We start from the raw sequence: 24,661 nt of genomic DNA on the forward strand, positions 1-24,661 counted from the left end.
AAGATACAACTTCATCAAATAACGTCTGTAAAATTAACGTGTAGAAATTTTAGAGATGGTACTTTAAAACTAGCAATCTATATAATTTACAGAGCCCGCAGGGAGCGTTGACCGAGCGGTCAACGCTCCTATTGCTGGTTCGCAATATATTTAATTTCTTAAGAAATCTTAAGAAATATGTAATGGTTTTATTCGAAGATTGTAGTAATTTTGTAACAATTTATTTAAGTTTCAAGGTTAAAATATTACTTGTAGCGAAAAGGGGATTGAGAATTTATTTTTATCAAATGTTGGGGAGGAACAGAAAGTGCAGTTATTGGAAGATAAAGAATTATTATTTGAGAAATTATACAACAAATACAATAGAAGTATTTATAATTATATTTATATGTCTATAAAGGACCAATGGCAAGTTGAAGACTTAACTTCTGAAGTCTTCATAAAGGTCTATAAGCATAGAGACAAGATAAATGATATAGATAAGAGTGGTATGTGGCTTAAGACTATAGCTAAAAATACGCTGATTGACTATTACAGAAAAGGGAATAGGGAGGAGCCATCAGATTTTATTGATATAGAAGGTTGTTTTGACTGGGAGTATGATAACATTCTGATAAGAGATGAGTTAAAATACATTAGGGTTATGGTTGAAGAGCTTCCTAAAGATGTGAAAAGAATGGTACTTATGAGATATTATTATGGAATGAAGTTTAAAGACATAGCGAAACAGATGAATTTGACTGAAAATGCAGTAAAATGTAAGGTATGCAGGACGTTAAAGAAGCTTAGAAACTCTATAAAATTAAAACAAGTATCCTAAAAGTGAGACTGCCGCATTAAGAAATTTGCACACAACATATTGTTTTACAATTTAATTGCTATTACAATATGTTGTGAAAATTATTCTTAGTGCGGCAGTTTGTTTTTTACTCTTTAGGAATTTATGTATTGTGCAAAAATTCTTTGTTTATATTCTTAATTAATTAACAAAAAAATATTAGTGCAATATGATAAAATGAAGTATAGTATTATTAGATATAATAATGTTTATTATCTAATGATAAGTCTTTATACTGCTACAAAGGAGAATTATAATGATTGAATTTAAAAACATCGAGCTTAACGATAGAGAACTATTTGAAAGATATTTGGGACAGTATTCATACAATACATATGAATATAGTTTTACTACACTTTATATGTGGAAGGAAATGTGCAATGTGTCCTATACATTTATAGATAACAGTCTTGTAATAAGAAAAAAGGAAGCGCATAAGGGAGAGTATTTTATGCCTCCTGTAGGAATCCACAACAGCAGCATAGAAAGTATAGTAGATAATTTGAATATGTATAAAAAACAAACCACCGATATGAACTATTTATTTGGAGACGTAGAGGAAGCTTTTCTTGAAAAGCTGAAATCCATTTATGGCAGCAGGCTTAAATATACAGAGGATATAAATAATTTCGATTATATATATTCTGTAGATGAGCTTATTAATCTATCAGGAAAGAAATATCATGGAAAAAAGAATCACTACAATAAATTTGTTAAGACATACGATTATGAAATTAAGGATATTTATCTTGATGAAGGAGCGGCATGTGATGCTATAGACTTTGATAAAAAGTGGAACTTTAATCAAGAGGATCTTACTCCAGAACTCAGATATGAACTAAAAGCTATTAAAGATCTTCTGATAAATAGAGAAAAATTGAATATAGAAGGTATGGCAGTGTACGTAAATGGCAATATGGTAGGATTCTCCATAGGGGAAAAAGTAAATAATAAAATGGGAATAATTCACGTGGAGAAAGGTGATGCCAATTATGATGGTATATATGCCTTTATAAATAGAGAGTTTTTAAAAAGATATTTTAGCAGTGTAACCTATGTAAATAGAGAAGAGGATTTAGGAATTGAAGGCTTGAGAAAAGCAAAAAGTTCATATAATCCAGTTAAATTAGAAAGAAAATATCTTGTAAACATAGAATAAACCATAAAATGGAGAGTTGAATAGTATGAGGGATATATTAGACGGGAAAGAACTTAAAATTTCACCTATAGATGAAACGGATGAAATAGTATTAAAGCAATGGTTTAATGATGGGGAATTTTTAAGATACTATGATTTTTTGCCGGCGATTGTAAGCAATAATTCAGCAGTTAAGGATGTATTAAACTATTATGAAAATACTAATGAAAGATATATTTTTGGAATAAGAGATAAGAAAGAAGATCAGCTTCTTGGGGTTATCGGCTTTGATAACATCGTATGGACTAGCGGGACTGCATTCATGTTTATCGGTATAGGAAATAAACATAATCAGGGAAAAGGCCTTGGAACGCAGGCAATAAATATGCTTCTTGATTACGGATTTAACGAATTCAACTTTCACAAGATACAGCTAAATGTCCTTCAATATAATGAAAGAGCAATAAAACTCTATGAGAAGGTAGGGTTTGTGAAAGAGGGAACCTATAGGGAATATGTTTATAGGGATGGAATAAGATATGATATGTACCTATATGGTATGCTTAAAAGTGAGTGGAAAAACCACATTAATTAATATTTGTATCAAATCTGAAAATCGGCATTAGCCGATTTTTTTTGATAAATACGGTTTGATATATATATAACACTTATATATATACATAAATATGCATAAATAAAATGAAAGCGTGAAAGATTTTATAAAAAAATTGCAAAATGGTGGGCACATGTCTAATTATTAGCGGCAATTTTTAAAATATGTGCAATATACTGAAGAAGGAAATTCAAAAACAAAAAAATTATTATTGAATTATACGCTTGATATGATAAAATAGACTATATATTATTTAGAAAGCTTTGATTGTTTATAAAATAATATATAAGCTATTGGGGTGATGAATATATTATTTATTTGGGGGGTAATTTTATGGCAGACTATAACTCAGGAAAGTTTGAAGAGCTGGCAGAGTTAGTTGAGAAAAACAGTTATATAGAACCAGAATATTACGAAGCGTATGATGTAAAAAGAGGACTCAGAAATAGAAATGGTACAGGTGTTTTAGTAGGATTAACCAAAATAGGAGAAGTTCATGGTTACCTGGTAGACGAAGGAGAAAGAATTCCTATTGAAGGAAGACTTCTTTATCGAGGAGTAGAAGTAAAGGATATAGTAAGAGGATTTCAAAATGAAAAAAGATTTGGATTTGAAGAAGTTTGCTATTTGCTCCTTTTAGGAAATTTACCTACTGCTGAACAATTGGAAAGATTTAAAACAGTCCTTGGAGAGAACAGAGAACTTCCATATGGCTTTGTGGAGGATATGATTTTAAAAGCACCCAGCAATGATATAATGAACAAACTTATGAGAAGTGTTCTTGTAAGTTACTCATATGATATAAATCCTGATGATACAAGCGTTAAAAATGTACTTAGACAAAGCATTCAGTTAATAAGTCAATTTCCAAGTATGATTGCTTATGGCTATCAAGCTAAATCACATTATTATGATCATAGAAGTCTGTTTATTCATTCTCCTCAGCCGCAATTATCAACAGCTGAGAATATTCTATATATGATAAGACCGGATAATAAGTACACTAAGACAGAGGCTGAAATACTGGACCTTGCTATGGTTATACATGCTGAACATGGTGGAGGAAACAATTCAGCGTTTGCTACACACGTAGTTTCTTCTACAGGAACGGACACCTACGCAGCTATAGCTGCTGCAGTAGGAGCTCTTAAAGGACCTAAGCACGGTGGGGCTAATATAAAGGTCATGAAAATGATGGACCATATAAAAGAAAATGTTAAAGATTGGAATGACGAAGAAGAAATAGAACAATTTCTATTAAAGATACTAAATAAGCAGGCTTTTGACAAGTCTGGTTTGATATATGGAATTGGTCATGCAGTATATACAATATCAGATCCTAGAGCACAGCTTTTAAAAGAGAAGGCTAAGGAACTAGCCATGGAGAAAAATAGAATAGATGAGTATAACCTTTATAGAAATATAGAAGATATATCAATAAAAATATTTAAAGAAAAATTCAATAAAATAATAACAGCAAACGTAGATTTTTATTCTGGCTTTGTTTATGACATGCTGAACATACCTAGAGAACTTTATACTCCGCTGTTTGCTGCAGCTAGAGTTCCAGGATGGTGTGCTCATAGGATAGAGCAATTAGTAAGTGAAACCAAAATAATAAGACCTGCTTATAAAGGTGTAAGTAAAAAAATAGAATATATACCTCTGGAGGATAGATAGTATAGCAGAGACGATATTGACAAAAGATAAATTTAAAATTGAAATTCAGCAGCATCAGAACAAGAATAAGAGGTGTTATCATTGAAAAAAATAATATCATTAATATTATGTTTAATTACTGTGCCTATGCTAATAGTTGGCTGCAGTAAGGGGGAAACAGGTTCTAAAAGCGCATTAGATAAGATAAAGGCAAGCAAGGTTATGACAATAGGTATGGAAGATACTTATGCTCCGATGGAATTTAAGGATAGTTCAAATAAGCTGGTTGGGTTTGATATCGATATGGCAAATGCGATTGCGAAAAAAATGGGAGTTAAAGTTAAATGGGTTTCTATATCCTGGGACGGTATCTTCGCTGCACTTGCTTCGAAAAGATTTGATGTAATACAGTCTACTGTAAGCATTACAGACGAGAGAAAAAAGACTATGATATTTTCGGATCCTTATATAACCGGAGGAAATGCTATATTCGTAAAAAAAGGGAGCACGGGAATACAGTCATCAGATGATTTAAAAGGAAAAGTTATAGGAGTTCAAGCTGGAACAACAGCTGAAGAAGTTATGACTAAACTTGGAACAGCGAAATCAATAAAGAAATATACAGGTATGACTGAAGCATTTTTAGATTTATATAATGGAAGGGTCAATGCAGTTGTAGCAGATCCTATGGTGGGAAGATATTATGCGGCTAAGCAGCCTAATAAATTTGAAGCAGTAAAATCTAATTTAAATGAAGAACCTATAGGAGTTGCATTTAGAAAGAGTGATAAGTCATTAAGAGATGCTTACAATAATGCTATAAAGGAACTTAAGAAGGATGGCACTCTTTCAAAAATATCAGAGAAATGGTTTGGAGAAGATATATATAAGTAATCATTATTTATATATAGTAAAAACAGGGGGAAAGTAAATGTTTAGTTCTGCTTCATTTGGAGCACTTGCGCCAATATTATTAAAAGGAAGCTTAGTAACACTGGAGCTTACCATATGTTCAGTGCTAATTGGTATGGTGATAGGAATATTCATAACACTAATGAGAATATCTCATTTTAAGACATTATCAACAATAGCCTATGTGTACACATGGATTTTTAGAGGTACGCCGCTGCTTTTACAAATATATATAATTTATTTTGGACTTCCATCTGTTGGAATAGTGCTTCCAAGCTTTTTATCAGCCTTAATTGGCTTAAGCTTGAATTCGGCAGCATATATGGCAGAAATTATACGAGGAGGAATACTAGCAGTAGATAAAGGCCAATTTGAAGCAGCTAAGGCCTTAGGCTTTTCATATGCAGTAACAATGAGAAAAATAATTCTTCCACAGACTATAAGAATAATAATCCCTTCAATAGGTAATGAACTTATAGCGATGCTAAAAGACACGTCTTTGGTATCTGTAATAGCAATGAGCGATCTTATGAGAAATGCCACACTTCAGGCATCTTCAACAGGAAACCCGTGGATGCCGCTTTTAGGTGCAGGTGTAATGTATCTTATAATGACTACAGTATTTACAGTTGTATTTGATAATTTAGAAAAGAAATTATCAGTATATTGATGGAGGAAAAATTTTATGCATATGATAGAAACTAGGAACCTGTGTAAAAGGTTTGGACAACTCACTGTATTTGAAAATCTTGATGTAAATGTGTCAAAAGGTGAAGTGTTGGTTGTCATAGGACCATCAGGTTCAGGAAAAAGTACATTTTTGAGATGCCTAAATCATCTTGAAGAACCTGATGATGGTGAGGTAATTGTTGAAGGAGAAAAGATGAATCCTAAAGATAAAAAGAAGATGAGGAGTATCATAGAGAAGATGGGTATGGTATTTCAGAATTTTAATCTTTTCCCTCATATGACAGTGCTTGAAAATGTAATGATTGCTCCTATTACGGTAAAAAAGCAGGATAGAGCAAAAGTTATGGAAAGAGCGAAGAGACTTATTGATAAGGTGGGGCTAAGCGATAAGTATGATGCTTATCCTTCGAAGCTATCGGGAGGTCAGAGGCAGAGAGTTGCTATAGCTAGAGCACTGGCTATGGAACCAGATATAATGTTGTTTGATGAACCTACTTCAGCTTTAGATCCTGAGCTTGTAGGGGAAGTTTTAAATGTTATGAAAGAACTTGCAAACGAAGGAATGACAATGGTAGTAGTAACTCATGAAATGGGATTTGCAAGAGATGTTGCAGATAGAGTTATCTTTATGGATGGTGGAAGGATAGTCGAGGAGAGTATTCCAGAAGAGATGTTTACCAACCCAAAAGAAGAGAGAACAAAGGCATTTCTGCAAAAAGTACTATAGAAACATATATTTTTATTAATTGTAAATATAGGTATGCGCATAAAAGAGTAAAGTGATTGAGAAGACATTTTTAGCAGATGGAGATCGCTGTACTCTTTTTTTAGTCTCTAGGAATTTATGCTTTTGTCAATTATTTATGCTTTTAATTAATATCATTATTACATCAAATATCATAAATAAAATTATAAATTGATAATTATATGTATTGTTTTTTACCAAAATACTAAAAATATTAACAGCTGACCTAATTTAATTTGAGGATTAGATTTCGCATGTAAAATTAATAATATATATAAGTTGCAATAAAGTTCTTACATTATGGCTTCTAAAATATCACTGCTGAATCGGTTCGACCATAAGATCTTTTAGAAGTCAGAATGTATTGAAACTTTCACAACTTATATAGTTTAAAAAGCATAAAAAGGGGTGTTAATATTGAAAAAAATAATGTCGGTAATATTATGTATAGTTTTGGGGGCTATCTTAATGGTAGGATGTACAAAAAAAGCATCAGGCAGTAGTAGTACATTAGATAAAATCAAATCTAAGAAAGTGATAACTATAGGTGTAGATGATACTTATCCGCCAATGGAATTTAAAGACAGTTCAAACAAATTAGTTGGCTACGATGTTGATATGGCGGAAGCTGTAGCTAAAAAAATGGGAGTTAAAATAAAGTGGGTTCCGACTGCATGGGATGGCATATTTGGAGCTTTGTCTTCAAAAAGATTTGACCTTATACATTCTAGTGTAAGTATCACAGATGAAAGAAAGAAGACAATGATATTTTCAGATCCATATATAACGGGAGGAAATTCTATATTTGTAAAGAAAGGAGATACTTCCATACAATCTTCAGATGATCTAAAAGGAAAGATCATAGGAGTTCAAGCTGGTACAACTGGAGAAGAGGTTGTAAGTAAAATGGGAACTGCCAAATCAGTAAAGAAATATCAAGGTATGACTGAAGCATTTATGGATTTATTAAATGGAAGAACAAGTGCAGTGGTATCTGACCCAATGGTCGGAAAATATTATGCAGCAAAACAACCTAATAAGTTTGAAACTGTAAAGTCAACTTTGAATGAGGAACCCATAGGGGTTGCGTTTAGAAAGAGCGATAAATCTCTAAGAGATGCTTACAACAAAGCTATAAACGATCTTAAAAAGGATGGAACTCTTTCAAAGATATCTGAAAAATGGTTTGGAGAAGATATATATAAATAGAAATATAGCTGTTAGTGTATAACCAGTATATAAGTAATTTGAATTTAATTATTATTTTTACAAAATGCTAATGGCGGTAGGGGGAAAATAAATGGATTCGATTGGGGTACTTATACCAATATTATTAAAAGGAAGTCTAGTAACGCTGGAACTTACGATATGTTCTGTATTAATCGGAATGATATTAGGAATATTCATAACGTTAATGAGAATATCTCATTTTAAGTCGTTATCAACAATAGCTTATGTGTATACATGGATTTTTAGAGGCACGCCACTACTTTTACAAATATATATAATCTATTTTGGACTTCCGTCCGTTGGAATAGTGCTTCCAAGTTTCCTATCAGCATTGATTGGATTAAGCTTAAATTCGGCAGCATATATGGCAGAAATCATACGAGGAGGAATACTAGCAGTAGATAAAGGCCAATTTGAAGCAGCTAAGGCCTTAAGCTTTTCTTATGCGGTAACAATGAGAAAAATAATTCTTCCACAGACTATAAGAATAATAATCCCTTCAATAGGTAATGAACTTATAGCGATGCTAAAGGATACGTCTTTGGTATCTGTAATAGCAATGAGCGATCTTATGAGAAACGCTACACTTCAGGCGTCTTCTACAGGAAACCCGTGGATGCCGCTTTTGGGTGCAGGTGTGATGTATCTTATAATGACTACAGTATTTACAGTAGTTTTTGATAACTTAGAAAAGAAATTATCTGTTTATTAAAGGATGTGAAGGATTATGTATATGATAGAAGCTAAAAATTTATGCAAAAAATTTGGACAACTTACGGTATTTGAAAACCTTGATGTAAATGTATCGAAAGGTGAGGTCCTAGTTGTTATAGGGCCATCTGGCTCAGGGAAAAGTACATTTTTAAGATGCCTTAATCATCTTGAAGAACCTGATGACGGTGAGGTAATTGTTGAAGGAGAAAAGATGGATTCTAAAAACAAGAAAAAAATGAGAAGTACTATAGAAAAGATGGGTATGGTATTCCAAAATTTTAATCTTTTCCCGCATATGACAGTGCTTGAAAATGTAATGATTGCCCCTATTACAGTAAAAAAGCAAAGTAGGGAAGAGGTTTTGGAGAGAGCAAAACGCCTTATTGATAAAGTCGGATTAAGTGATAAGTATGATGCATATCCTTCAAAGTTGTCAGGAGGTCAGAGGCAGAGGGTTGCTATAGCTAGAGCACTGGCTATGGAACCAGACATAATGCTGTTTGATGAACCTACTTCAGCATTGGATCCAGAGCTTGTAGGGGAAGTTTTAAATGTTATGAAGGATTTAGCTAATGAAGGAATGACTATGGTGGTAGTAACCCACGAAATGGGATTTGCAAGAGATGTTGCAGATAGAGTAATCTTTATGGATGGCGGTAGAATTGTTGAGGAAAGCATTCCACAAGATATGTTTAGCAATCCAAGAGAAGAAAGAACCAGAGCATTTTTGAAAAAAGTAATATAAATAGATTATGAAATGAAAACAGAGATTAAACGTATCTCTGTTTTTTTATGTTTTAAAAACCCAAAAAAAACACACCTTTTTGAAAAACATGCAATATTAAGACAAAACAACTCAGCGTATAATGAACTCGTAAAGCGGGGAACTGAGTAATGATGAAAACGTTAAAGTTCTGCTGCGCAAAGGATAAAGGCTAAATTATGGCCTGAATAATATTTTTTATGAATGGAGAGTTGAATATGGCTGAAGCTTCTATTACCCCTAAGATCGAAAAGATCAATAAGAAAACTAGAAGATGGAAAAAGTTTAAAAACCAAAAATACCTACAGATTATGGCTATAGTTGGCGTTGTATGGATGCTTATATTTCAATACATACCAATGGCAGGTATAATAATAGCCTTTAAGAGGTATAACATAGCGAGCACTATATTTAATGCTCAGTGGGTAGGATTAAAGTACTTTAAGCAATTCTTTGTAGATGACCAAATTCCTTTAGTAATCAAAAACACCTTGGGAATAAGTTTCTATAAGCTTATAATCGGTTTCCCGCTGCCTATATTATTTGCGCTTTTATTAAATGAATTAAAGAACGTAAAATACAAAAAGGTTGTACAAACAGTTACCTATCTTCCGCATTTTCTTTCTTGGGTTGTCCTCGGAGGAATAATGATGAATTGGATGGATATGACAGGGCTTTTAACAAAGTTATGTGTTGGAATGCACATAATTCCCAAAGCTACCAATATGATAGGAATACCTTCATATTTCTGGGCTATAGTTGTTAGTTCAGACATTTGGAAAGAGCTGGGGTGGAATGCCATCATATATTTGGCTGCTATAACGAGTATAGATCAAGAAATGTATGAGGCAGCTACTATAGATGGTGCTGGTAGATTTCAGAAGATGTTTAAAATCACGCTGCCGTGTATAAAACCGACAATAGCAATATTACTTATACTAGCTGTAAGTGGACTTCTTAACTCAAATTTTGACCAAATATTTGTGCTCAGAAATAATTTGAATATTGATGCCAGCAATGTTTTGGATATATATGTTTATAAAACAGGTATAGCAAATCTCCAATATTCTTATGCTACAGCTGTTGGTCTTTTAAAGTCTGTTGTAGCTCTTATTCTACTGTTATCTGCAAATTTTGTAACTAAGAAATTGAACGATAACACATCAGTACTATAGGGGGTAATAATGATGAAGATACTTAGTAGAGAAACCAAGGGTGAAGCAACCTTTGATATAATAAATGTTATTATTATGGCTATTTTATGTTTTATAACACTTTATCCAATATGGTTTGTAGTGGTGAATTCTTTTAATGATGGAATGGATGCTGCAAGGGGCGGGATATATTGGTGGCCAAGGATTTTTAGTTTAGCTGCCTATAAGACAGTTTTTGCAAACAACGATATAATAACTTCTTTTGCTGTAACAGTACTAAAGACCGTTATAGGCACAGTAATTCATGTATTTTTTACAGCTATGGTGGCTTATCCGTTGTCTAAAAGAGATCTTATTGGAAGAAAGTTTTACATGACGGTTGGTATCATAACTATGTTTTTCTCAGGAGGTCTGATACCAACCTACTTATGGTATAAGCAATTACATTTAATAGATAATTTTGCAGTGTATATACTGCCTGCTATGTTTAGTTTTTATGATTTAGTAATATTCATGGCTTTCTTCAGAGAGATCCCAGATTCTCTTGAGGAAGCTGCAAAAATAGACGGATCGGATGATTTTAAGATATTTTATTCTATTATTTTAAGATTATCATTACCAGTAATAGCTACTATAGCTTTATTCCATGGTGTGTATCAATGGAATGATTATTTTACAGGAGTAATATATATCATTAAAAAGAGCTATCTGCTTCCAATACAGACGTACCTTTACAAGGTTGTTTCAGAGAACTCTGCAAATCAGGCAATAAGTCTTCAGCCGGGAGTTGCAGTAAATAGGAGAGTAACATCTCAGACAGTAAAGTTTGCGACTATGGTAGTTACTACCTTCCCCATAGTCTGTGTATATCCATTTTTACAGAAATATTTTGTAAAGGGAATGATGGTAGGTGCAGTAAAAGGTTAATAAATAAGAGGGGCATAAAAGGGGGTGTGATTGTTTATGGCGACAATGAAGGATGTAGCGAAGGCTGCAAATGTTTCTATAATAACTGTTTCAAGAGTTATTAACAAACCAGATATGGTTAAATCAGCGACAAGACTTTTGGTTGAAGAGACTATGAAGAAGATGAATTTTTTACCTAATCATGCAGCAAAAGCTCTAGCTGAAAAAGCAACTAGAGCAATACACCTCTATGTACCTGAATATATGCCGATTTCGGATCCATTCATAATAAATTTAATTGCAGGTATCAGTGAGGAGTTGAGTAAAGCTTACTATTTATTTCTTATAATAAGAGAATTAAATTATAACCAGTTGTGCGATGGAATTATAGTTACAGGCCTAAGACTTAGAGAAGAGAGTAAAATACAAAAGCAAATCCATGTCCCATTCGTATTATTTGGAAAGTCTGAAATGGATATAGATTGTATTGATATCGATAATGTAGCTGGGGCTGAAATGCTTATGGATTATATAATATCAAAGGGTCATAACAAAATAGGATTTATAATGATAAATTCAGATCAGAGATTTGCACACGAGAGGTTTATAGGGTATAAGGCTGCACTTGCTAAACACAATATAAAATTAGATGAAGCACTTATAAGATATGCTGAACATTCAGAAAAAGATGGTTATGAAAAAACTATGGACTTGCTGTCAAAGGAAGAACCTTCTGCCATATTTTGCTGCAACGATTTAATTGCTCTTGGAAGTTTCAGGGCAGCGGCAGAGCTTGGACTTAGTATTCCTGAGGATATATCGATAGCAGGCTTCGACAGCCTCAGTTTTGATTTACTTACAAAGGTGCCACTTACCACTGTAAAACAACCAGTTTATGAGGCAGGCAGAAAATTGGCTGTGAGACTTCTAAACAGAATACAAAATAAAAATTTAAAACTTGAAAAGAGTCTCATAGCACCAGAGCTTATAATAAGGGAATCCATCAGCACAAAATAGTTTTTTGATATAAATGATAGCGGTAACATATTATGAATATTTTAAGGTGGTGTAATATGACTGTAAAATATAATTTTAATGAAAAAAAACAATTTATTGTAGAGGATTATGATGAAGCAAAGACCTTCGCAAGCTTCCTGCCAGGCATAGCAGGTATGGATGGAATACCTATGTGGTGTTTTTATGTTAATAGAGGACAATGCATGGGAAGCTTTGGGGTTAAAGATAAGGATAATTCTATTATGGAGTTTTTTCCTGCAAATACAATGTATAAAAATATAGAGATACAAGGGTTTAGAACTTTTATAAAGCATGAAGGCAGTGTACATGAGATATTTTCATCAGTGTCTAAGGATTCATATACAAGAAAGATGATTATAGAGAAGAATATTTTGACTATTGAAGAAATTAATAAAACATTGAAGATTAAAGTAACAGTGAAATACTTTATTATGCCTAGAGAAAATTATGCTGCTATGGTTAGAAGAGTTATTATAGATAATCTGGAAAACGTTCAAAAAGACATTGAAATTTTGGATGGAATGACCCAGCTATTACCTTTTGGCGTAAGTAATAGTGATTATCAAGCTATGTCCAATCTTAATAGGGCTTGGTTTGATGTATATAATATTGAAAACGATATTCCATATTACAAACTCAGATCTACAACACAGGATTCTGCAAAGGTAGGAAGTATAAATGGGGGCAATTTTTTTGCTGCTTTTTCCTCAGATTCTGATGATTTATTAAAACCCATATATGATATGAATGTGATATTTGGAGATAATACGTCCTTGTTATACCCAAAGGCTTGGAATTCTAGTGTGTCAGAGCTTCTAAACAGAAAGCAGACAGCTCAAAACAAGACTTCAGGTGGATTTGCAGCTGCTTCAACAAAGCTAAATAAAAGTTTTCAGCTTTGTGAGATAATAGGATATGCAGAAAGTCAGGACAGTGTAAATGTGCTAAAGAAAGAATTCAATATTTCTTACATTGAATCGAAAGAGAAAGAGGCCAGAGATCTTACTGAGAAGCTTGTAAAAAAGATAGAAACAAAAACTTCGAAGGAAATCTTTGATGAATATGCAGGTCAGTGTTTTTTGGATAATGTTCTTAGAGGAGGCTTTCCAATTTTACTTGGAGAAGGGGATAACAAGAAAGCGTATCATGTTTATTCGAGAAAACATGGTGATTTGGAAAGAGAATACAATTTCTTTTCAGTAGAACCAGCTTATTATTCACAGGGAAATGGAAATTTTAGAGACGTAAATCAGAATAGAAGAAACGATGTGTTTTTCGAACCCCAAATAAAAGATTTTAATGTTAAACAGTTTATGAGCCTTATACAAATGGACGGGTATAATCCACTATCTGTGAAAGGATGTACATTCATTTACAAAGGTGGAGAAGATGTATTTAAATTTGTTTTGAAGGGAAAAGAGAAAATACAAGAATTATTAAAGTATGGCTTCACGCCGGGAGGTATCATGATGGCATTAGAAAGAAATAAATGCCAGCTTAGTATCTCAAAACACGAGTTTTTAAATAAGATAATAGCAGCAAGTAAGCAGAATTATGAAGCAGAGTTTGGTGAAGGTTACTGGTGTGATCACTGGACTTATAATATGGATTTAATAGAAAGCTATTTAGATATATATCCCGAAAGATTATATGATTTCGCATTTGATGATTTTAGTTATAAAACCTTTGATAGTGTAATAAGGGTATTGCCGAGACAAAAGAGATATGTATTAGAGGAGGGCAAAGTAAGACAATATTGTGCTATAGAGCTGGACAAAGAAAAGAGTGATAAATTTAGTATTGATATAAAGACAACTAACTGGTTAAGAATAGATTATGGCAGCGGAGAAATATATAAAACTAATTTGTATTCAAAATTGATAATACTTGCATTAAACAAATTTGCCACTCTTGATCCATACGGTATGGGTATTGAAATGGAGGGCGGAAAGCCTGGCTGGAATGATGCTATGAACGGACTGCCAGCATTGTTTGGATCAAGCTTAGGTGAAACTGCTGAACTTAAGAGAGTAGTTAAATTTATACTTGAACTTTCTGAAAAGTTTGATGAGGCAGTATTTTTACCAGAGGAAGTATCAGAATTTCTCATTAGTGTTGACGAAATACTGAAGACTGAAAGCAGCATTACTGATTTTAAATACTGGGATTCAGCTAATGATGCAAAGGAAGCTTATAGAGACAAAATCCGTTTTGGCATAAGCGGGAAGGAAAATAAATTTACTACCCAAGACATATACGCTATATTCATAAAAATATTAAAAAGGATAGACAGAGGACTTAGCAAGGCATTGAAGTACGGTAATGGAATCTATCCGACATATTTCACATATGAAGCAGTAAAATATGAGCAGCTGCGGGTGAAAGAGGAAAATGGTGAAACTCAAGAAAGGGTGAAAGTACTGGAATTTGAATGTTCAAGTGTACCTTACTTTCTGGAGTCACCAGCTAGAATACTCAAGACCACGGAAGATAAAGAACAAGCAAGAAAATTATATAAGGCCGTAAAAAATAGTGATATATATGACAGAAAACTTAAAATGTATAAGACTTCTGTTTCCTTAGAAAACCTGCCTAATGAAATCGGAAGATTAAGAGCTTTTACGCCGGGGTGGCTTGAAAGAGAATCTATATTTCTTCACATGGAATATAAATACCTCTTAGCTATGCTTAAAGCAGGGCTGTATGATGAATTTTATAAGGACATAGAAACTGCTTTAGTACCATTTATGTCACCAGCTGTATATGGAAGAAGTATTTTAGAGAACAGTTCATTTATTGCGAGTTCTGTAAACCCTGACGAAGATGTGCATGGAAGAGGTTTCGTAGCTAGACTCAGTGGTTCTACAGCTGAATTTATAAGTATGTGGTACATGATATTTGCAGGAGAAAGGGTATTTTATTGTGAAAATGGAGAGCTAAAACTTCAGTTTAAGCCTAAAATAAAAGCTGATTTTTTTGATGAAAAAGATGAAGTGAGCTTTACCTTTCTTGGCCATACAGAAATTATATATCATAATCCGAAAAGACTTGATACCTTTGGAAGTAATGCAGCTAAAATAAAAAATATAAAAATTATAAATGATAAAGGTGAGGTAGTTCAGATTGATGACAGAGTTATAGGGGAACCTTATTCTCAAAATATAAGAAATGGAAAAGTAAAAAGTATAGAGATTTTAATTTCATAACATAAACTGCAAAAAAAGCACACCTTTTTAAAAAATAGAGTATTTTTACAGACTAAGATAGATGATACTATTTGTGTAAAGGTTTTAATAAGCGTTTTCACATAAATGACAGCGCTAACATATTGGACAAACAATTTGAAATTTTGCATTGATGCAGCAAAATAAACGAAATGATAGATCTTTTGAAGCATCTTTGCAGAAAGTAAAGTAGGTTATCTAAAGTAAAAAACCTTATAGTTTACAGTTATGCTAACTGCAGAGCTAAATAAAATTTTAGGGGGAAAATTATGAAAAAAAATTTATTCGCAAAATTGCTCAGTTTGGGTATGGCTGCCTTAGTTTCTAGCTCGGTACTGTACGGATGTAAAAAAGCGGATAACAGTACAAACACTTCAACTAAAACACGAACAAGCAACAAACCAGGATGGAAGAAAGATGCTAAGAAAAAGGTGACCTTAGATTGGTATGTTAACTTTTCATGGTTTGCTACAAAATGGGGAAAAGATGTTACCTCAAAATATGTAAGCGATAAGACTGGAGTTAACCTCAATATAATCGCTCCTTCTGGAAATGAATCAGAAAAGCTAAATACAATGATTGCATCAGATAGTCTTCCTGATATCATTACGCTGAATTGGAATGATGATGGTGTGAAGAAAATGATTGAGGCAGGACAAATAGAACCTTTGGATGAGCTGGCAAATAAATATGATCCATATTTTAACACTGTAGCCGATAAATCAAAACTTAACTGGTATAAGCAAGATGATGGACATGTATATGGGTATCCGAATTCGTCCACATCTCCGGCGGATTTTAAAAAGTATGGAAATAAGATAACATCTAACCAGACCTTTATGGTAAGAAAGGATATTTATGAAGCTATAGGAAAACCAGATATGTCTACTCCGGAAGGATTTTTAAATGCGCTAAAAGCTGCAAAAGAGAAATTCCCTACAGTAAATGGACAACCATTGATTCCTATAGGACTGCATGAGTTCGGAGATACAGGAAACTATTCTCTCCAGGATTACCTGGCTAATTTTCTTGCTGTGCCTAGAGAAAAGAATGGAAAACTATATGATAGAATTGATGATCCAGACTATATAAATTGGTTAAGAACCTTTAGAAAAGCAAATCAGATGGGACTTTTGTCACAGGATGTATTTGTTGATAAGAGAGCACAGATGGAAGAAAAAATGGGTCAAGGCAGATATTTTGCACTGCTGTATCAGAGATCTGATATGACTACTCAAGAGGGAAATCTATATAAAAAGGATCCAAAGTCAATATATATTGCTATAAATGGACCTGCAAATAGTGCTAAAGATGCACCAAAGCTTGCTGGAGTAGGTATTTCAGGATGGACACTGCAAATGATAACTAAAAACTGTAAGGATAAAAAGAGAGCTGTTGAATTCTTTTCATATTTAATAAGTGAAGAAGGACAGAAGGATCTTTATCTTGGTAAAAAGGGAGTTACCTATGATACTATCAATGGTAAAGATCAATTCAAACCGGATGTTTTAAAGCTTAGAGATAGTGATAGAACAGCATTTGATAAGAAATATGGTGCATCATTAACTTTCTGGATGATGCAGGACACTAATATGATCTTAAAATGGCAGCCTGAAACAGCGGAACCATTTAAGCAGCTTGAAGATTGGACCAAGGGTAAGGTTGTAGATTATTCAAAATATGATAATATAACACCGCCGGTTGATAGTGATGAAGGAGAAATTAATACAGCCATAAATGAAGAATGGGGAAAAACTCTTACGAAACTTTTGCTTGCAAAGTCAGATTCTCAGTTTGACTCTATATTAAAAGCATTTAATACTAAGAAAAAGGCTTTAGGGTATGATAAACTCATGAAATATGAAAATAAGGAAATGAGTGAAAACGGTAAGAAGTTAGGATACAAATAATAGTCTAATAGTTGCCAGGTATATGATAGCTGTATAGCAAATATAAAAGCTTAATTAGCTGAAGTTTGCTATATGCAAAAGAAGGATACTTAAGAGATTAATAGTCTTTTAGGTATTCTTCTGTTACAGAGGAACATTTTGAATATCTCATTTATCTAGTGTAGAATAATAACATCTAATGAGTTTTGTACATGAATACACAAATCGCTGAAGCTGTTTCTCTACAGTTCAGCAAAGGGGATGGCAGCCATTTTATTATTTGAAAAGGGAAAAAACACATTTAATAACATGTCTTTAAATAGAAAATTGATATTTTCATATATCCTTATAATAATGATACCTGTTTTAGGAGTTTCCTTTTTTGTTTTTAATAGTTTAAGACATAAATATATTGAGGATGCTATTAAAAAAAATGATTATATTCTGGGACTTGAAGAAACCAAGGTAGTTAATAATGTGAATACTATGCAGACAATGGTCCAGAAAATATTAGCTAGCAAGCAATTAGTAGACTATATACAGCGGAAAGGCAGAACACCAAGTCAGGAATTAATTGATATAAATATTAATGTGGTTCAGGATATCGAAAATCTGCAATATAGTAATCCTATTATTGAGGACATAAAAATCTACACAAGTAATCCTTACCCTAAGGAGATAAGTCCGCTTATTTTTAGGGAAGATAGAATAGACAAATTTCAGTGGTACAAAAATGTTAAAAATAGTAAAGGAAATGAATATTGGGATATCAATTTCAGAGTTAAACGAGATTTTAATAATCTTGTTACTAAATTTAAAAGTGGTGAGGATATAGTATCAATAAACAAAAAAATATATTCTTATTCAAAAAAGGACGTAGGTTTTCTTGAGATAGATATGCTCTCTAAGAATTTTTTCCCTACAATGTACAGCAGAACAGATGTACAGGGCTCTCAGATTGTTGCTGTAGATAAAGATTATAAGGTACACATTAATAGGAAAAGTACGCTTATTAATAAACTGCAGGTTACCCAAAAGATAATTAAAAACAAAATTAAAAATATAAACAATAAGAAGGATGGATATTTATACTTAGGGAATGATCGACATATTGTTATGATATATAAATATGTTCCAGGAATCGATTGCTATATTTTAAATATTGTATCTTTAGATTCAGTATATAAAAATATAGAAAGTACAAGGAATATAGTTGTTATGATAACATTGATCACTATACTAGCACTTATTGTTGTAACAAATTTTATAAATTCATTGATATTAAAAAAACTCCACATAATGATCGATACTGTTAGCAGTATTGAAAAAGGAAATTTTGATGTAAAACTTAATCTGTACAGTGACGATGAATTAGGACAGCTTGCTCATCAGTTCCGAAAACTTATACGCAAAATAAAGGAGCTTATTGAAGATGAGGTAAACAAAAAAGAATCAACAAAAGAAGTTGAACTTAGAGCTCTGCAGACTCAGATAGATTCACATTTTTTATATAACACACTGGAAAATATAAAAATGATAGCCGAAATAGAGGAGCAGTATCTGATATCTGATTCAATAACGGCTCTTGGTAATATGATGAAATATAATATGAAATGGAATAGTGAATATGTAGCGCTGAAAGAAGAAATAGCTCACATAAAAAATTATATTGAACTTATGAATTTAAGATATGAGAATAAAATAAAGCTCAGATTTGATATAAATGAAGATATTAATAATTGTGCAATATTAAAACTAAGTTTACAGCCAATAATAGAAAATTCGGTGAAGTACGCTATTAGCTATAGAATAGAGAATGGTATAGATATATTGATAAAAGCGAGGGAAAATGAAAAGAACATATATATAGATATACTTGATAACGGGATAGGTATCGATCAAATAAATCTGTTTGAAATAAATAATGAACTTCGTAATGGAAAAGGCGGAGAGGAACTTAAAACTAAAGAACCCACATATTCTAAAAAGGGTAATGGGTTAGGATTAAAGAATGTGAACGAAAGAATGAAACTTTTTTATGGACAGGCTTATGGAATATATATAGAGAGTGAACAGAACAATTTTACTAAAGTCACATTGAATCTTCCAAAAATATATGTCACAGGGGGGAGCAAAAATGTATAAAGCATTGGTAGTAGATGATGAGCATTTTATTAGACTTGGTATAAAGGCTATGCTAGAACGATATAAGGAAAGCTTTTACACCGTATATACTGCCAGAAATGGTGTGGAAGCACTAAAGCTAATGGAAAAAGAGCAGATTGATTTAGTAATAACTGATATTCGTATGCCTGATATGGATGGCATGGAGCTAATAAAAAACATCTATTCTTTCACAAACAAACCTGAAATGCTTATTCTAAGTGGGTACGATGAATTTGAATATGCGGCTAATGCACTTAGATACGGAGTAAGGGATTATATATTAAAGCCAATTGAGAGAACTAAGTTCTATGATGTATTGGGAAACGTAGAAAAAATATTAGAAAATAAACAAAACAGTAAGTCTAAAAACCTTAAATTAGAAGAATGCATAAAAGTATTTAAAAAATTTCAATTGGGCTATTTGCTTTTAAATAACAGGCTTACAGATGAAGAACGAGACATTATATTAAAATTTGTAGATATATCTTTGTTAAAAAGTAAATTTTATATTTCGCTTATTGTAAGAAGGGATGGAAAAGCTTCGGAGGACACGATATTTGTAGTTAATAGTATATTAGAAGGAAAGCAGTCAATAACCCCAGGAGACTACATAATATTTGAGGATACCTGCTCTAATGTAGTGCTGCTATCTAAAAGCGGAAATGCGATTATGGAATTGGATAGTTATTTTAGAAGTCATAATACATGTAAATATTTCACTGTAATATATGATTCTCTTATCGAAACAAGTAATGTAGAATGCACATATAAAATATTGCGGAAAATGATTTACTATAAACTCGTAATGCAGGATATAAATACACTAAAATATTCAGACATACAAAACAAGAGAAAAGAGGAATATAAAGTCCCTACAGAAAAGATAAATCATATATACACACTTTTAGGCAGCAATAGAAATGAGGAAATGCAGCGAATAGTTGATGAAGTTCTTGATTATAATGCGATTTGTAATAGTGATATAGGTTATCTGATTGATGTATTTAAGGAATTAAAGCATGTACTAATAGATAAGATAAAAGAAAAGTATTTTTATGAATCGGAACCTAAATTCAGTAAGTACGATAAAATAGGAAAACTCCAAAATTACTCTGATTTGTATGAATACTATCATGATATGAAAGAATATATAAATTATATGAATGCGTATATAGAGGCTATAAAGGGAGATTATAACGATAAAATATGTATATATAAGGCATTAGACTATATTAATCAAAATTATGAAAAACCTATTAATCTGACAATAGTATCAAATTATGTATCGATGAATTATTCTTACTTCAGCAAACTATTTAAAGAACATACTGGAGAAAGTTTTATAAACTATATAAGAAGAATAAGAATGGATAAAGCTAAAGAACTGCTTAGCCAATCTTCATATAAGATATATGAAGTAGGAGAAAGAGTCGGCTATGAGGATACAAAACAATTTACTAAAGCCTTCAGAAAGTTTACAAGCATATCACCAAGAGAATATAGGCAAAAATATATAAACGAATAGATTTTTGCCGCAAAAATGAATTAACAGCATATGAAAATTTTCAATAGTATGAAAAGCTGAATAATAGAAAGGGTATAACAGTTGGCAGCATTTTATTTGCAGCTGAACGTTATGCCCTTTTTAAAATTATAATTTTAAAAGAAAAATGTAGAAATAGTGAGCTATTTATTTAATAAATAGAGAAAAATAGAGAAAGCTTATCATAAGCTGCCTAAAGTACCATACAATTTTAGTCAAAATAATGTATAATATATAATGAAACGCTGCGATAGCTTATTTTATTTATGACAAAAAATTAAAGAAAGCGTTTTTTTACTCGAATAAATTGTTAATTTAGCTGCTTTATCTCAGTTTAGCGATTTTGCTAATGACTTAAGCGTGCCGAAAATTACTTAAGTAATGTGACTCTCGGTAGGCTTAAATCAGGTCGTGTAAAGTTGAAATATAGATTTACTTACAGGGTAGAAAAGGAGGTGGAATTTTGGAACTGGATAAATTACAGAAAAGAGTGGTTATGGGCAAACCATTTGGCTGTAGCGTAATAAAAGGTAGCGAGAAGACCGGAAAAACTACTATTGCAGCCCATAGGGCTTTATATCTTCAAAGCAGTTACTGTTTATATGAACATGAAAAAGTTATAGTTGTTTCGAAGAACACAGAGAGTAAAGAGACAATCAAAAACATTTATTATACAGAAAAAGCAAAAGGTTTATATGAATACATAACTTTATTTTCAATAAGTAATAGCTATGCGCCTGACTTTGTTACTGTAGATGAAATTACAGAAAAACTGTATCGTAAAAATACATATGATTATATTGAAGCAAGTGAGAGGCAGCGTCTTGAGATTATTAAAGAATGCATAAATGAATTAGATGCAGCTTATAGCAAGTTGAAATTTGTTAGGAATGGTGACGTGGACTTTATAAAAGACGAAATAGACTGGATGAAGGCTTGCAATATAAATGACACTGAAACATATCAGAATGTAAAACGTATTGGAAGAAAAACAAATAGAAATATGATTTGCAGAAAGAGACTAAATAGAAACTCTGCTGGAAGAGAAGCTATGTTCCAAATATTCACAGCTTATAATCAGAAAATGAGACAAGCTGGACTTATAGATAGAGAGGATAAAGAAGATTTGGCATTGGAAAGCTTAAAAATGCTAGATTTAGATAGATATACGCATATTATAGTAGATGATGCACAGGTTCTTTCTAAAAAAGAGTTGGATATGATTGTTGCACTTGGGAGTGAAAGGACATACTCTAGTATAATGCTATTGATCAATAATAATATTAAATGCTGTGTTAATGGATCATGGCTGGTAAAAACAAGGAAACAAAGAGAAATCAGTTTGAAATTTGATTTTAAAAATAGCTATCTAAAGAAATCATATAAAGAAATAAATAAAATTAAATACAATATAAATCAGAAAAAAAGTGATAGATATATTGAGAAGTATGCTTATTATGATTTGAATAAAAAAATAAAATTTGATTTTGAAATAGATGCATCGAATAGGAAAGAATTTATACTGAAACAAGATGATCAAGATATGATATGCCAGGAGGAAGAACTTAGAAATCTTCCTGTATATAGCTACATAGCTGCTGGAAATCCTATTATGATGAATGACGAACTACAGGGAACCTTTAGAATGCCTAATATTTGGCTTAAGGGTAAAAGGGATTGTTTCATACTTAAGGTTCGTGGAGATAGTATGATGGGTGCTGATATAGAAGATGGTGATAGTGTAGTAATAAAACAGCAAAACACAGCCGTCAGCGGTGATATCGTTGCTGTTGATATATCAGGCAGTACAACATTAAAGAGGCTTTATATTGGCAAGAAGGGAGTATTTCTTATGCCGGAAAATGAGAAATATTCACCGATACCTGTAAAGGATGATAACACAAGAATATTAGGAGTAGTTGCAGGCATTTTGAAGTCTGTGAATTAAGAGAATAAGACAACAGAAGCAATAAAATAAAAGCATTATATAAAGTTTAAGGATCAGGGCATAAAAAAGATTACATCTAAGTAGGCATTTGGAGTGAATTTAGCAATTACCCATGTCTTTTAGGCAAATTTCCGTTAAGATGGCGAATTGTTTGAGGCGTAGCCGAGTTTTGAGCCATTAGGAAATTTGCCTAAAGGATGTGGTATAATTGCTTAATGAGCGGAACTGGCCTACGTAGGATGTAATCTTTTTTAGTGACAATATCATTCCTTCAGTCATAGTATGAATCATACAAGTAACTGGAGGGATGAATTTTGCTTTATGCATTGGTCCTTGCAGGAGGTAAAGGAACCCGTCTCTATCCGCTGTCAAGGGCAGATAAACCTAAACAATTTTTAAAGTTCATAAACGACAAGAGTTTTTTAAGGAATACTGTGGATAGAATAAGGCCTCTTGTGGAAAAAGAAAAAATATGTATCGTAACTAACGAAGAATATTATGAAAAGGTAAAAGAAGAGCTGCCAGAAATTGATGAGGAAAATATATTCGTAGAACCAAAAAACAAAGAAACTGCTACCTGTATTGGTCTCTCTGCTATTAAGCTTCTTAAAAAAGATAAGGATGCAGTAATGATGGTTTTTCCATCAGATCACCATATAAGTGGAGAAAAGTCGTTTCTGGATACATTAAAACAAGCTGTTGATATAGCAGACAAGAGAAGAGGCATAGTTACTATAGGTATAGAACCAACTAGACCTGAAACTGGATACGGATATATACAGATGGGGCCTAGAGTAACTGCTGGTATAAGCACATATAGAATAGAGCGTTTCACTGAAAAACCTAACTTGGAGGTAGCTAAAGACTTTTTGACAGATGGGACATACTTATGGAACAGCGGAGTCTTTGTGTGGAGAGCTGATGTATTCTTACGGGAAATGGAAAAATACCTTCCTAAAATGTATAAAAACCTTATGGATATATATCAACATATAGATATGGACGATGAAAAAGAAATAATTAAGGAAAAGTACTCTTTAATTGATGGTATATCAGTGGACTTTGGAATAATGCAGAGAACAAGAAAAGCTTATGTGATAAAAGGTGAGTTTCAATGGGATGATATTGGTACCTTTGAGGCCTTGGGAAGATTTTTGAAAAAGGAAAATACTAATAATATATTTGGAAATACTTACTTAGAAGAAAGCGAAAATTGTACAGTATTCTCGGAAGATAGGTTAGTAATAGGTTTTGGTATAAAGGATTTAGTAATAGTAGAGTCCGAGGGAATCATCCTGATAATGGATAAACAAAAAGATCAGGAGATGAAACAGCTAATAAACAATATGAAAAATGAAGCTAGTCTTAATGAATACGTCTAGCATATCTTTTCTTTATTAAAAGATCATAAATTCAATTCTCTTCAGGGACAGATCACATCCCTAAAATTCTATTTTGCAGAGATCTGTCCCGTTTAAATTTTCTAAGATT

The 24,661-nt window shown here is 32.4% G+C and carries 19 protein-coding genes; all 19 read left to right on the top strand.

The annotated features are described in order from the left end of the window. The first annotated feature begins 307 nt into the window (after positions 1 to 307). The 19 genes from CLORY_RS00005 to CLORY_RS00095 all read left to right on the top strand — a co-directional run bounded on the left by CLORY_RS00005 (position 308) and on the right by CLORY_RS00095 (position 24,552). Positions 308 to 820, top strand: coding sequence for an RNA polymerase sigma factor (locus CLORY_RS00005; protein WP_169911474.1), 513 nt, complete (start codon positions 308 to 310; stop codon positions 818 to 820). A gap of 274 nt (positions 821 to 1,094) precedes the next feature. Next, entirely contained in the window at positions 1,095 to 1,997 is a 903-nt protein-coding gene (locus CLORY_RS00010; protein ID WP_079421529.1) for a DUF2156 domain-containing protein, read from the top strand. A gap of 25 nt (positions 1,998 to 2,022) precedes the next feature. Further along, positions 2,023 to 2,571: a GNAT family N-acetyltransferase gene (locus CLORY_RS00015; protein ID WP_079421530.1), complete on the top strand. Its 549-nt coding sequence runs from the start codon at positions 2,023 to 2,025 to the stop codon at positions 2,569 to 2,571. A 351-nt stretch (positions 2,572 to 2,922) separates the two neighbouring features. After that, the gene (locus CLORY_RS00020; protein WP_079421531.1) at positions 2,923 to 4,269 is read left to right on the top strand and encodes a citrate/2-methylcitrate synthase; all 1,347 of its coding nucleotides are present in this window, start codon (positions 2,923 to 2,925) and stop codon (positions 4,267 to 4,269) included. 72 nt (positions 4,270 to 4,341) lie between these two features. Continuing rightward, on the top strand, positions 4,342 to 5,142 hold the full coding sequence (locus tag CLORY_RS00025; RefSeq protein WP_242954266.1) for a substrate-binding periplasmic protein: 801 nt from the start codon (positions 4,342 to 4,344) through the stop codon (positions 5,140 to 5,142). A gap of 37 nt (positions 5,143 to 5,179) precedes the next feature. Continuing rightward, the gene (locus CLORY_RS00030) at positions 5,180 to 5,830 is read left to right on the top strand and encodes an amino acid ABC transporter permease (protein ID WP_079421533.1); all 651 of its coding nucleotides are present in this window, start codon (positions 5,180 to 5,182) and stop codon (positions 5,828 to 5,830) included. A 15-nt stretch (positions 5,831 to 5,845) separates the two neighbouring features. Beyond that, positions 5,846 to 6,577, top strand: coding sequence for an amino acid ABC transporter ATP-binding protein (locus CLORY_RS00035; RefSeq protein ID WP_079421534.1), 732 nt, complete (start codon positions 5,846 to 5,848; stop codon positions 6,575 to 6,577). A 426-nt stretch (positions 6,578 to 7,003) separates the two neighbouring features. Beyond that, complete coding sequence (locus CLORY_RS00040; protein WP_242954267.1) at positions 7,004 to 7,804, top strand: substrate-binding periplasmic protein; 801 nt, start codon at positions 7,004 to 7,006, stop codon at positions 7,802 to 7,804. 91 nt (positions 7,805 to 7,895) lie between these two features. Continuing rightward, a complete protein-coding gene (locus CLORY_RS00045; RefSeq protein ID WP_079421536.1) occupies positions 7,896 to 8,537 on the top strand; it encodes an amino acid ABC transporter permease in 642 nt (213 codons plus the stop codon). A 15-nt stretch (positions 8,538 to 8,552) separates the two neighbouring features. After that, positions 8,553 to 9,284, top strand: coding sequence for an amino acid ABC transporter ATP-binding protein (locus tag CLORY_RS00050; protein WP_079421537.1), 732 nt, complete (start codon positions 8,553 to 8,555; stop codon positions 9,282 to 9,284). Positions 9,285 to 9,520: 236 nt separating this feature from the next. Beyond that, positions 9,521 to 10,477, top strand: a complete 957-nt coding sequence (locus CLORY_RS00055; protein ID WP_139375934.1) for an ABC transporter permease — start codon at positions 9,521 to 9,523, stop codon at positions 10,475 to 10,477. 12 nt (positions 10,478 to 10,489) lie between these two features. Beyond that, positions 10,490 to 11,383, top strand: a complete 894-nt coding sequence (locus CLORY_RS00060; RefSeq protein ID WP_079421539.1) for a carbohydrate ABC transporter permease — start codon at positions 10,490 to 10,492, stop codon at positions 11,381 to 11,383. Positions 11,384 to 11,419: 36 nt separating this feature from the next. After that, positions 11,420 to 12,379: a LacI family DNA-binding transcriptional regulator gene (locus tag CLORY_RS00065; protein WP_079421540.1), complete on the top strand. Its 960-nt coding sequence runs from the start codon at positions 11,420 to 11,422 to the stop codon at positions 12,377 to 12,379. Positions 12,380 to 12,435: 56 nt separating this feature from the next. Continuing rightward, positions 12,436 to 15,606, top strand: coding sequence for a cellobiose phosphorylase (locus CLORY_RS00070; protein ID WP_079421541.1), 3,171 nt, complete (start codon positions 12,436 to 12,438; stop codon positions 15,604 to 15,606). Between the two features lie 287 nt (positions 15,607 to 15,893). Next, on the top strand, positions 15,894 to 17,534 hold the full coding sequence (locus tag CLORY_RS00075) for an extracellular solute-binding protein (protein WP_079421542.1): 1,641 nt from the start codon (positions 15,894 to 15,896) through the stop codon (positions 17,532 to 17,534). Positions 17,535 to 17,774: 240 nt separating this feature from the next. Further along, positions 17,775 to 19,658, top strand: coding sequence for a sensor histidine kinase (locus CLORY_RS00080; protein ID WP_079421543.1), 1,884 nt, complete (start codon positions 17,775 to 17,777; stop codon positions 19,656 to 19,658). Beyond that, the gene (locus CLORY_RS00085) at positions 19,651 to 21,204 is read left to right on the top strand and encodes a response regulator transcription factor (protein ID WP_169911475.1); all 1,554 of its coding nucleotides are present in this window, start codon (positions 19,651 to 19,653) and stop codon (positions 21,202 to 21,204) included. Before CLORY_RS00080 ends, CLORY_RS00085 begins: the two co-directional genes overlap by 8 nt. Positions 21,205 to 21,685: 481 nt before the next feature. Then, positions 21,686 to 23,170 (top strand): LexA family protein, encoded by a 1,485-nt coding sequence (locus tag CLORY_RS00090; protein ID WP_079421545.1) that lies wholly within the window; start codon positions 21,686 to 21,688, stop codon positions 23,168 to 23,170. A gap of 314 nt (positions 23,171 to 23,484) precedes the next feature. After that, positions 23,485 to 24,552, top strand: coding sequence for a mannose-1-phosphate guanylyltransferase (locus tag CLORY_RS00095; RefSeq protein WP_079421546.1), 1,068 nt, complete (start codon positions 23,485 to 23,487; stop codon positions 24,550 to 24,552). Positions 24,553 to 24,661 lie beyond the last annotated feature (109 nt).

It is taken from the genome of Clostridium oryzae, assembly GCF_002029235.1.
Taxonomy (GTDB): Bacteria; Bacillota; Clostridia; order Clostridiales; family Clostridiaceae; genus Clostridium_AE; species Clostridium_AE oryzae.

Excerpts from the sequence above, each read along its gene's own strand:
- CLORY_RS00010 (WP_079421529.1), top strand. The coding sequence starts at position 1,095 with ATGATTGAATTTAAAAACATCGAGCTTAACGATAGAGAACTATTTGAA.
- CLORY_RS00015 (WP_079421530.1), top strand. The coding sequence starts at position 2,023 with ATGAGGGATATATTAGACGGGAAAGAACTTAAAATTTCACCTATAGAT.
- CLORY_RS00020 (WP_079421531.1), top strand. The coding sequence starts at position 2,923 with ATGGCAGACTATAACTCAGGAAAGTTTGAAGAGCTGGCAGAGTTAGTT.
- CLORY_RS00030 (WP_079421533.1), top strand. The coding sequence starts at position 5,180 with ATGTTTAGTTCTGCTTCATTTGGAGCACTTGCGCCAATATTATTAAAA.
- CLORY_RS00035 (WP_079421534.1), top strand. The coding sequence starts at position 5,846 with ATGCATATGATAGAAACTAGGAACCTGTGTAAAAGGTTTGGACAACTC.
- CLORY_RS00045 (WP_079421536.1), top strand. The coding sequence starts at position 7,896 with ATGGATTCGATTGGGGTACTTATACCAATATTATTAAAAGGAAGTCTA.
- CLORY_RS00050 (WP_079421537.1), top strand. The coding sequence starts at position 8,553 with ATGTATATGATAGAAGCTAAAAATTTATGCAAAAAATTTGGACAACTT.
- CLORY_RS00055 (WP_139375934.1), top strand. The coding sequence starts at position 9,521 with ATGGCTGAAGCTTCTATTACCCCTAAGATCGAAAAGATCAATAAGAAA.
- CLORY_RS00060 (WP_079421539.1), top strand. The coding sequence starts at position 10,490 with ATGAAGATACTTAGTAGAGAAACCAAGGGTGAAGCAACCTTTGATATA.
- CLORY_RS00065 (WP_079421540.1), top strand. The coding sequence starts at position 11,420 with ATGGCGACAATGAAGGATGTAGCGAAGGCTGCAAATGTTTCTATAATA.
- CLORY_RS00070 (WP_079421541.1), top strand. The coding sequence starts at position 12,436 with ATGACTGTAAAATATAATTTTAATGAAAAAAAACAATTTATTGTAGAG.
- CLORY_RS00075 (WP_079421542.1), top strand. The coding sequence starts at position 15,894 with ATGAAAAAAAATTTATTCGCAAAATTGCTCAGTTTGGGTATGGCTGCC.
- CLORY_RS00080 (WP_079421543.1), top strand. The coding sequence starts at position 17,775 with ATGGCAGCCATTTTATTATTTGAAAAGGGAAAAAACACATTTAATAAC.
- CLORY_RS00085 (WP_169911475.1), top strand. The coding sequence starts at position 19,651 with ATGTATAAAGCATTGGTAGTAGATGATGAGCATTTTATTAGACTTGGT.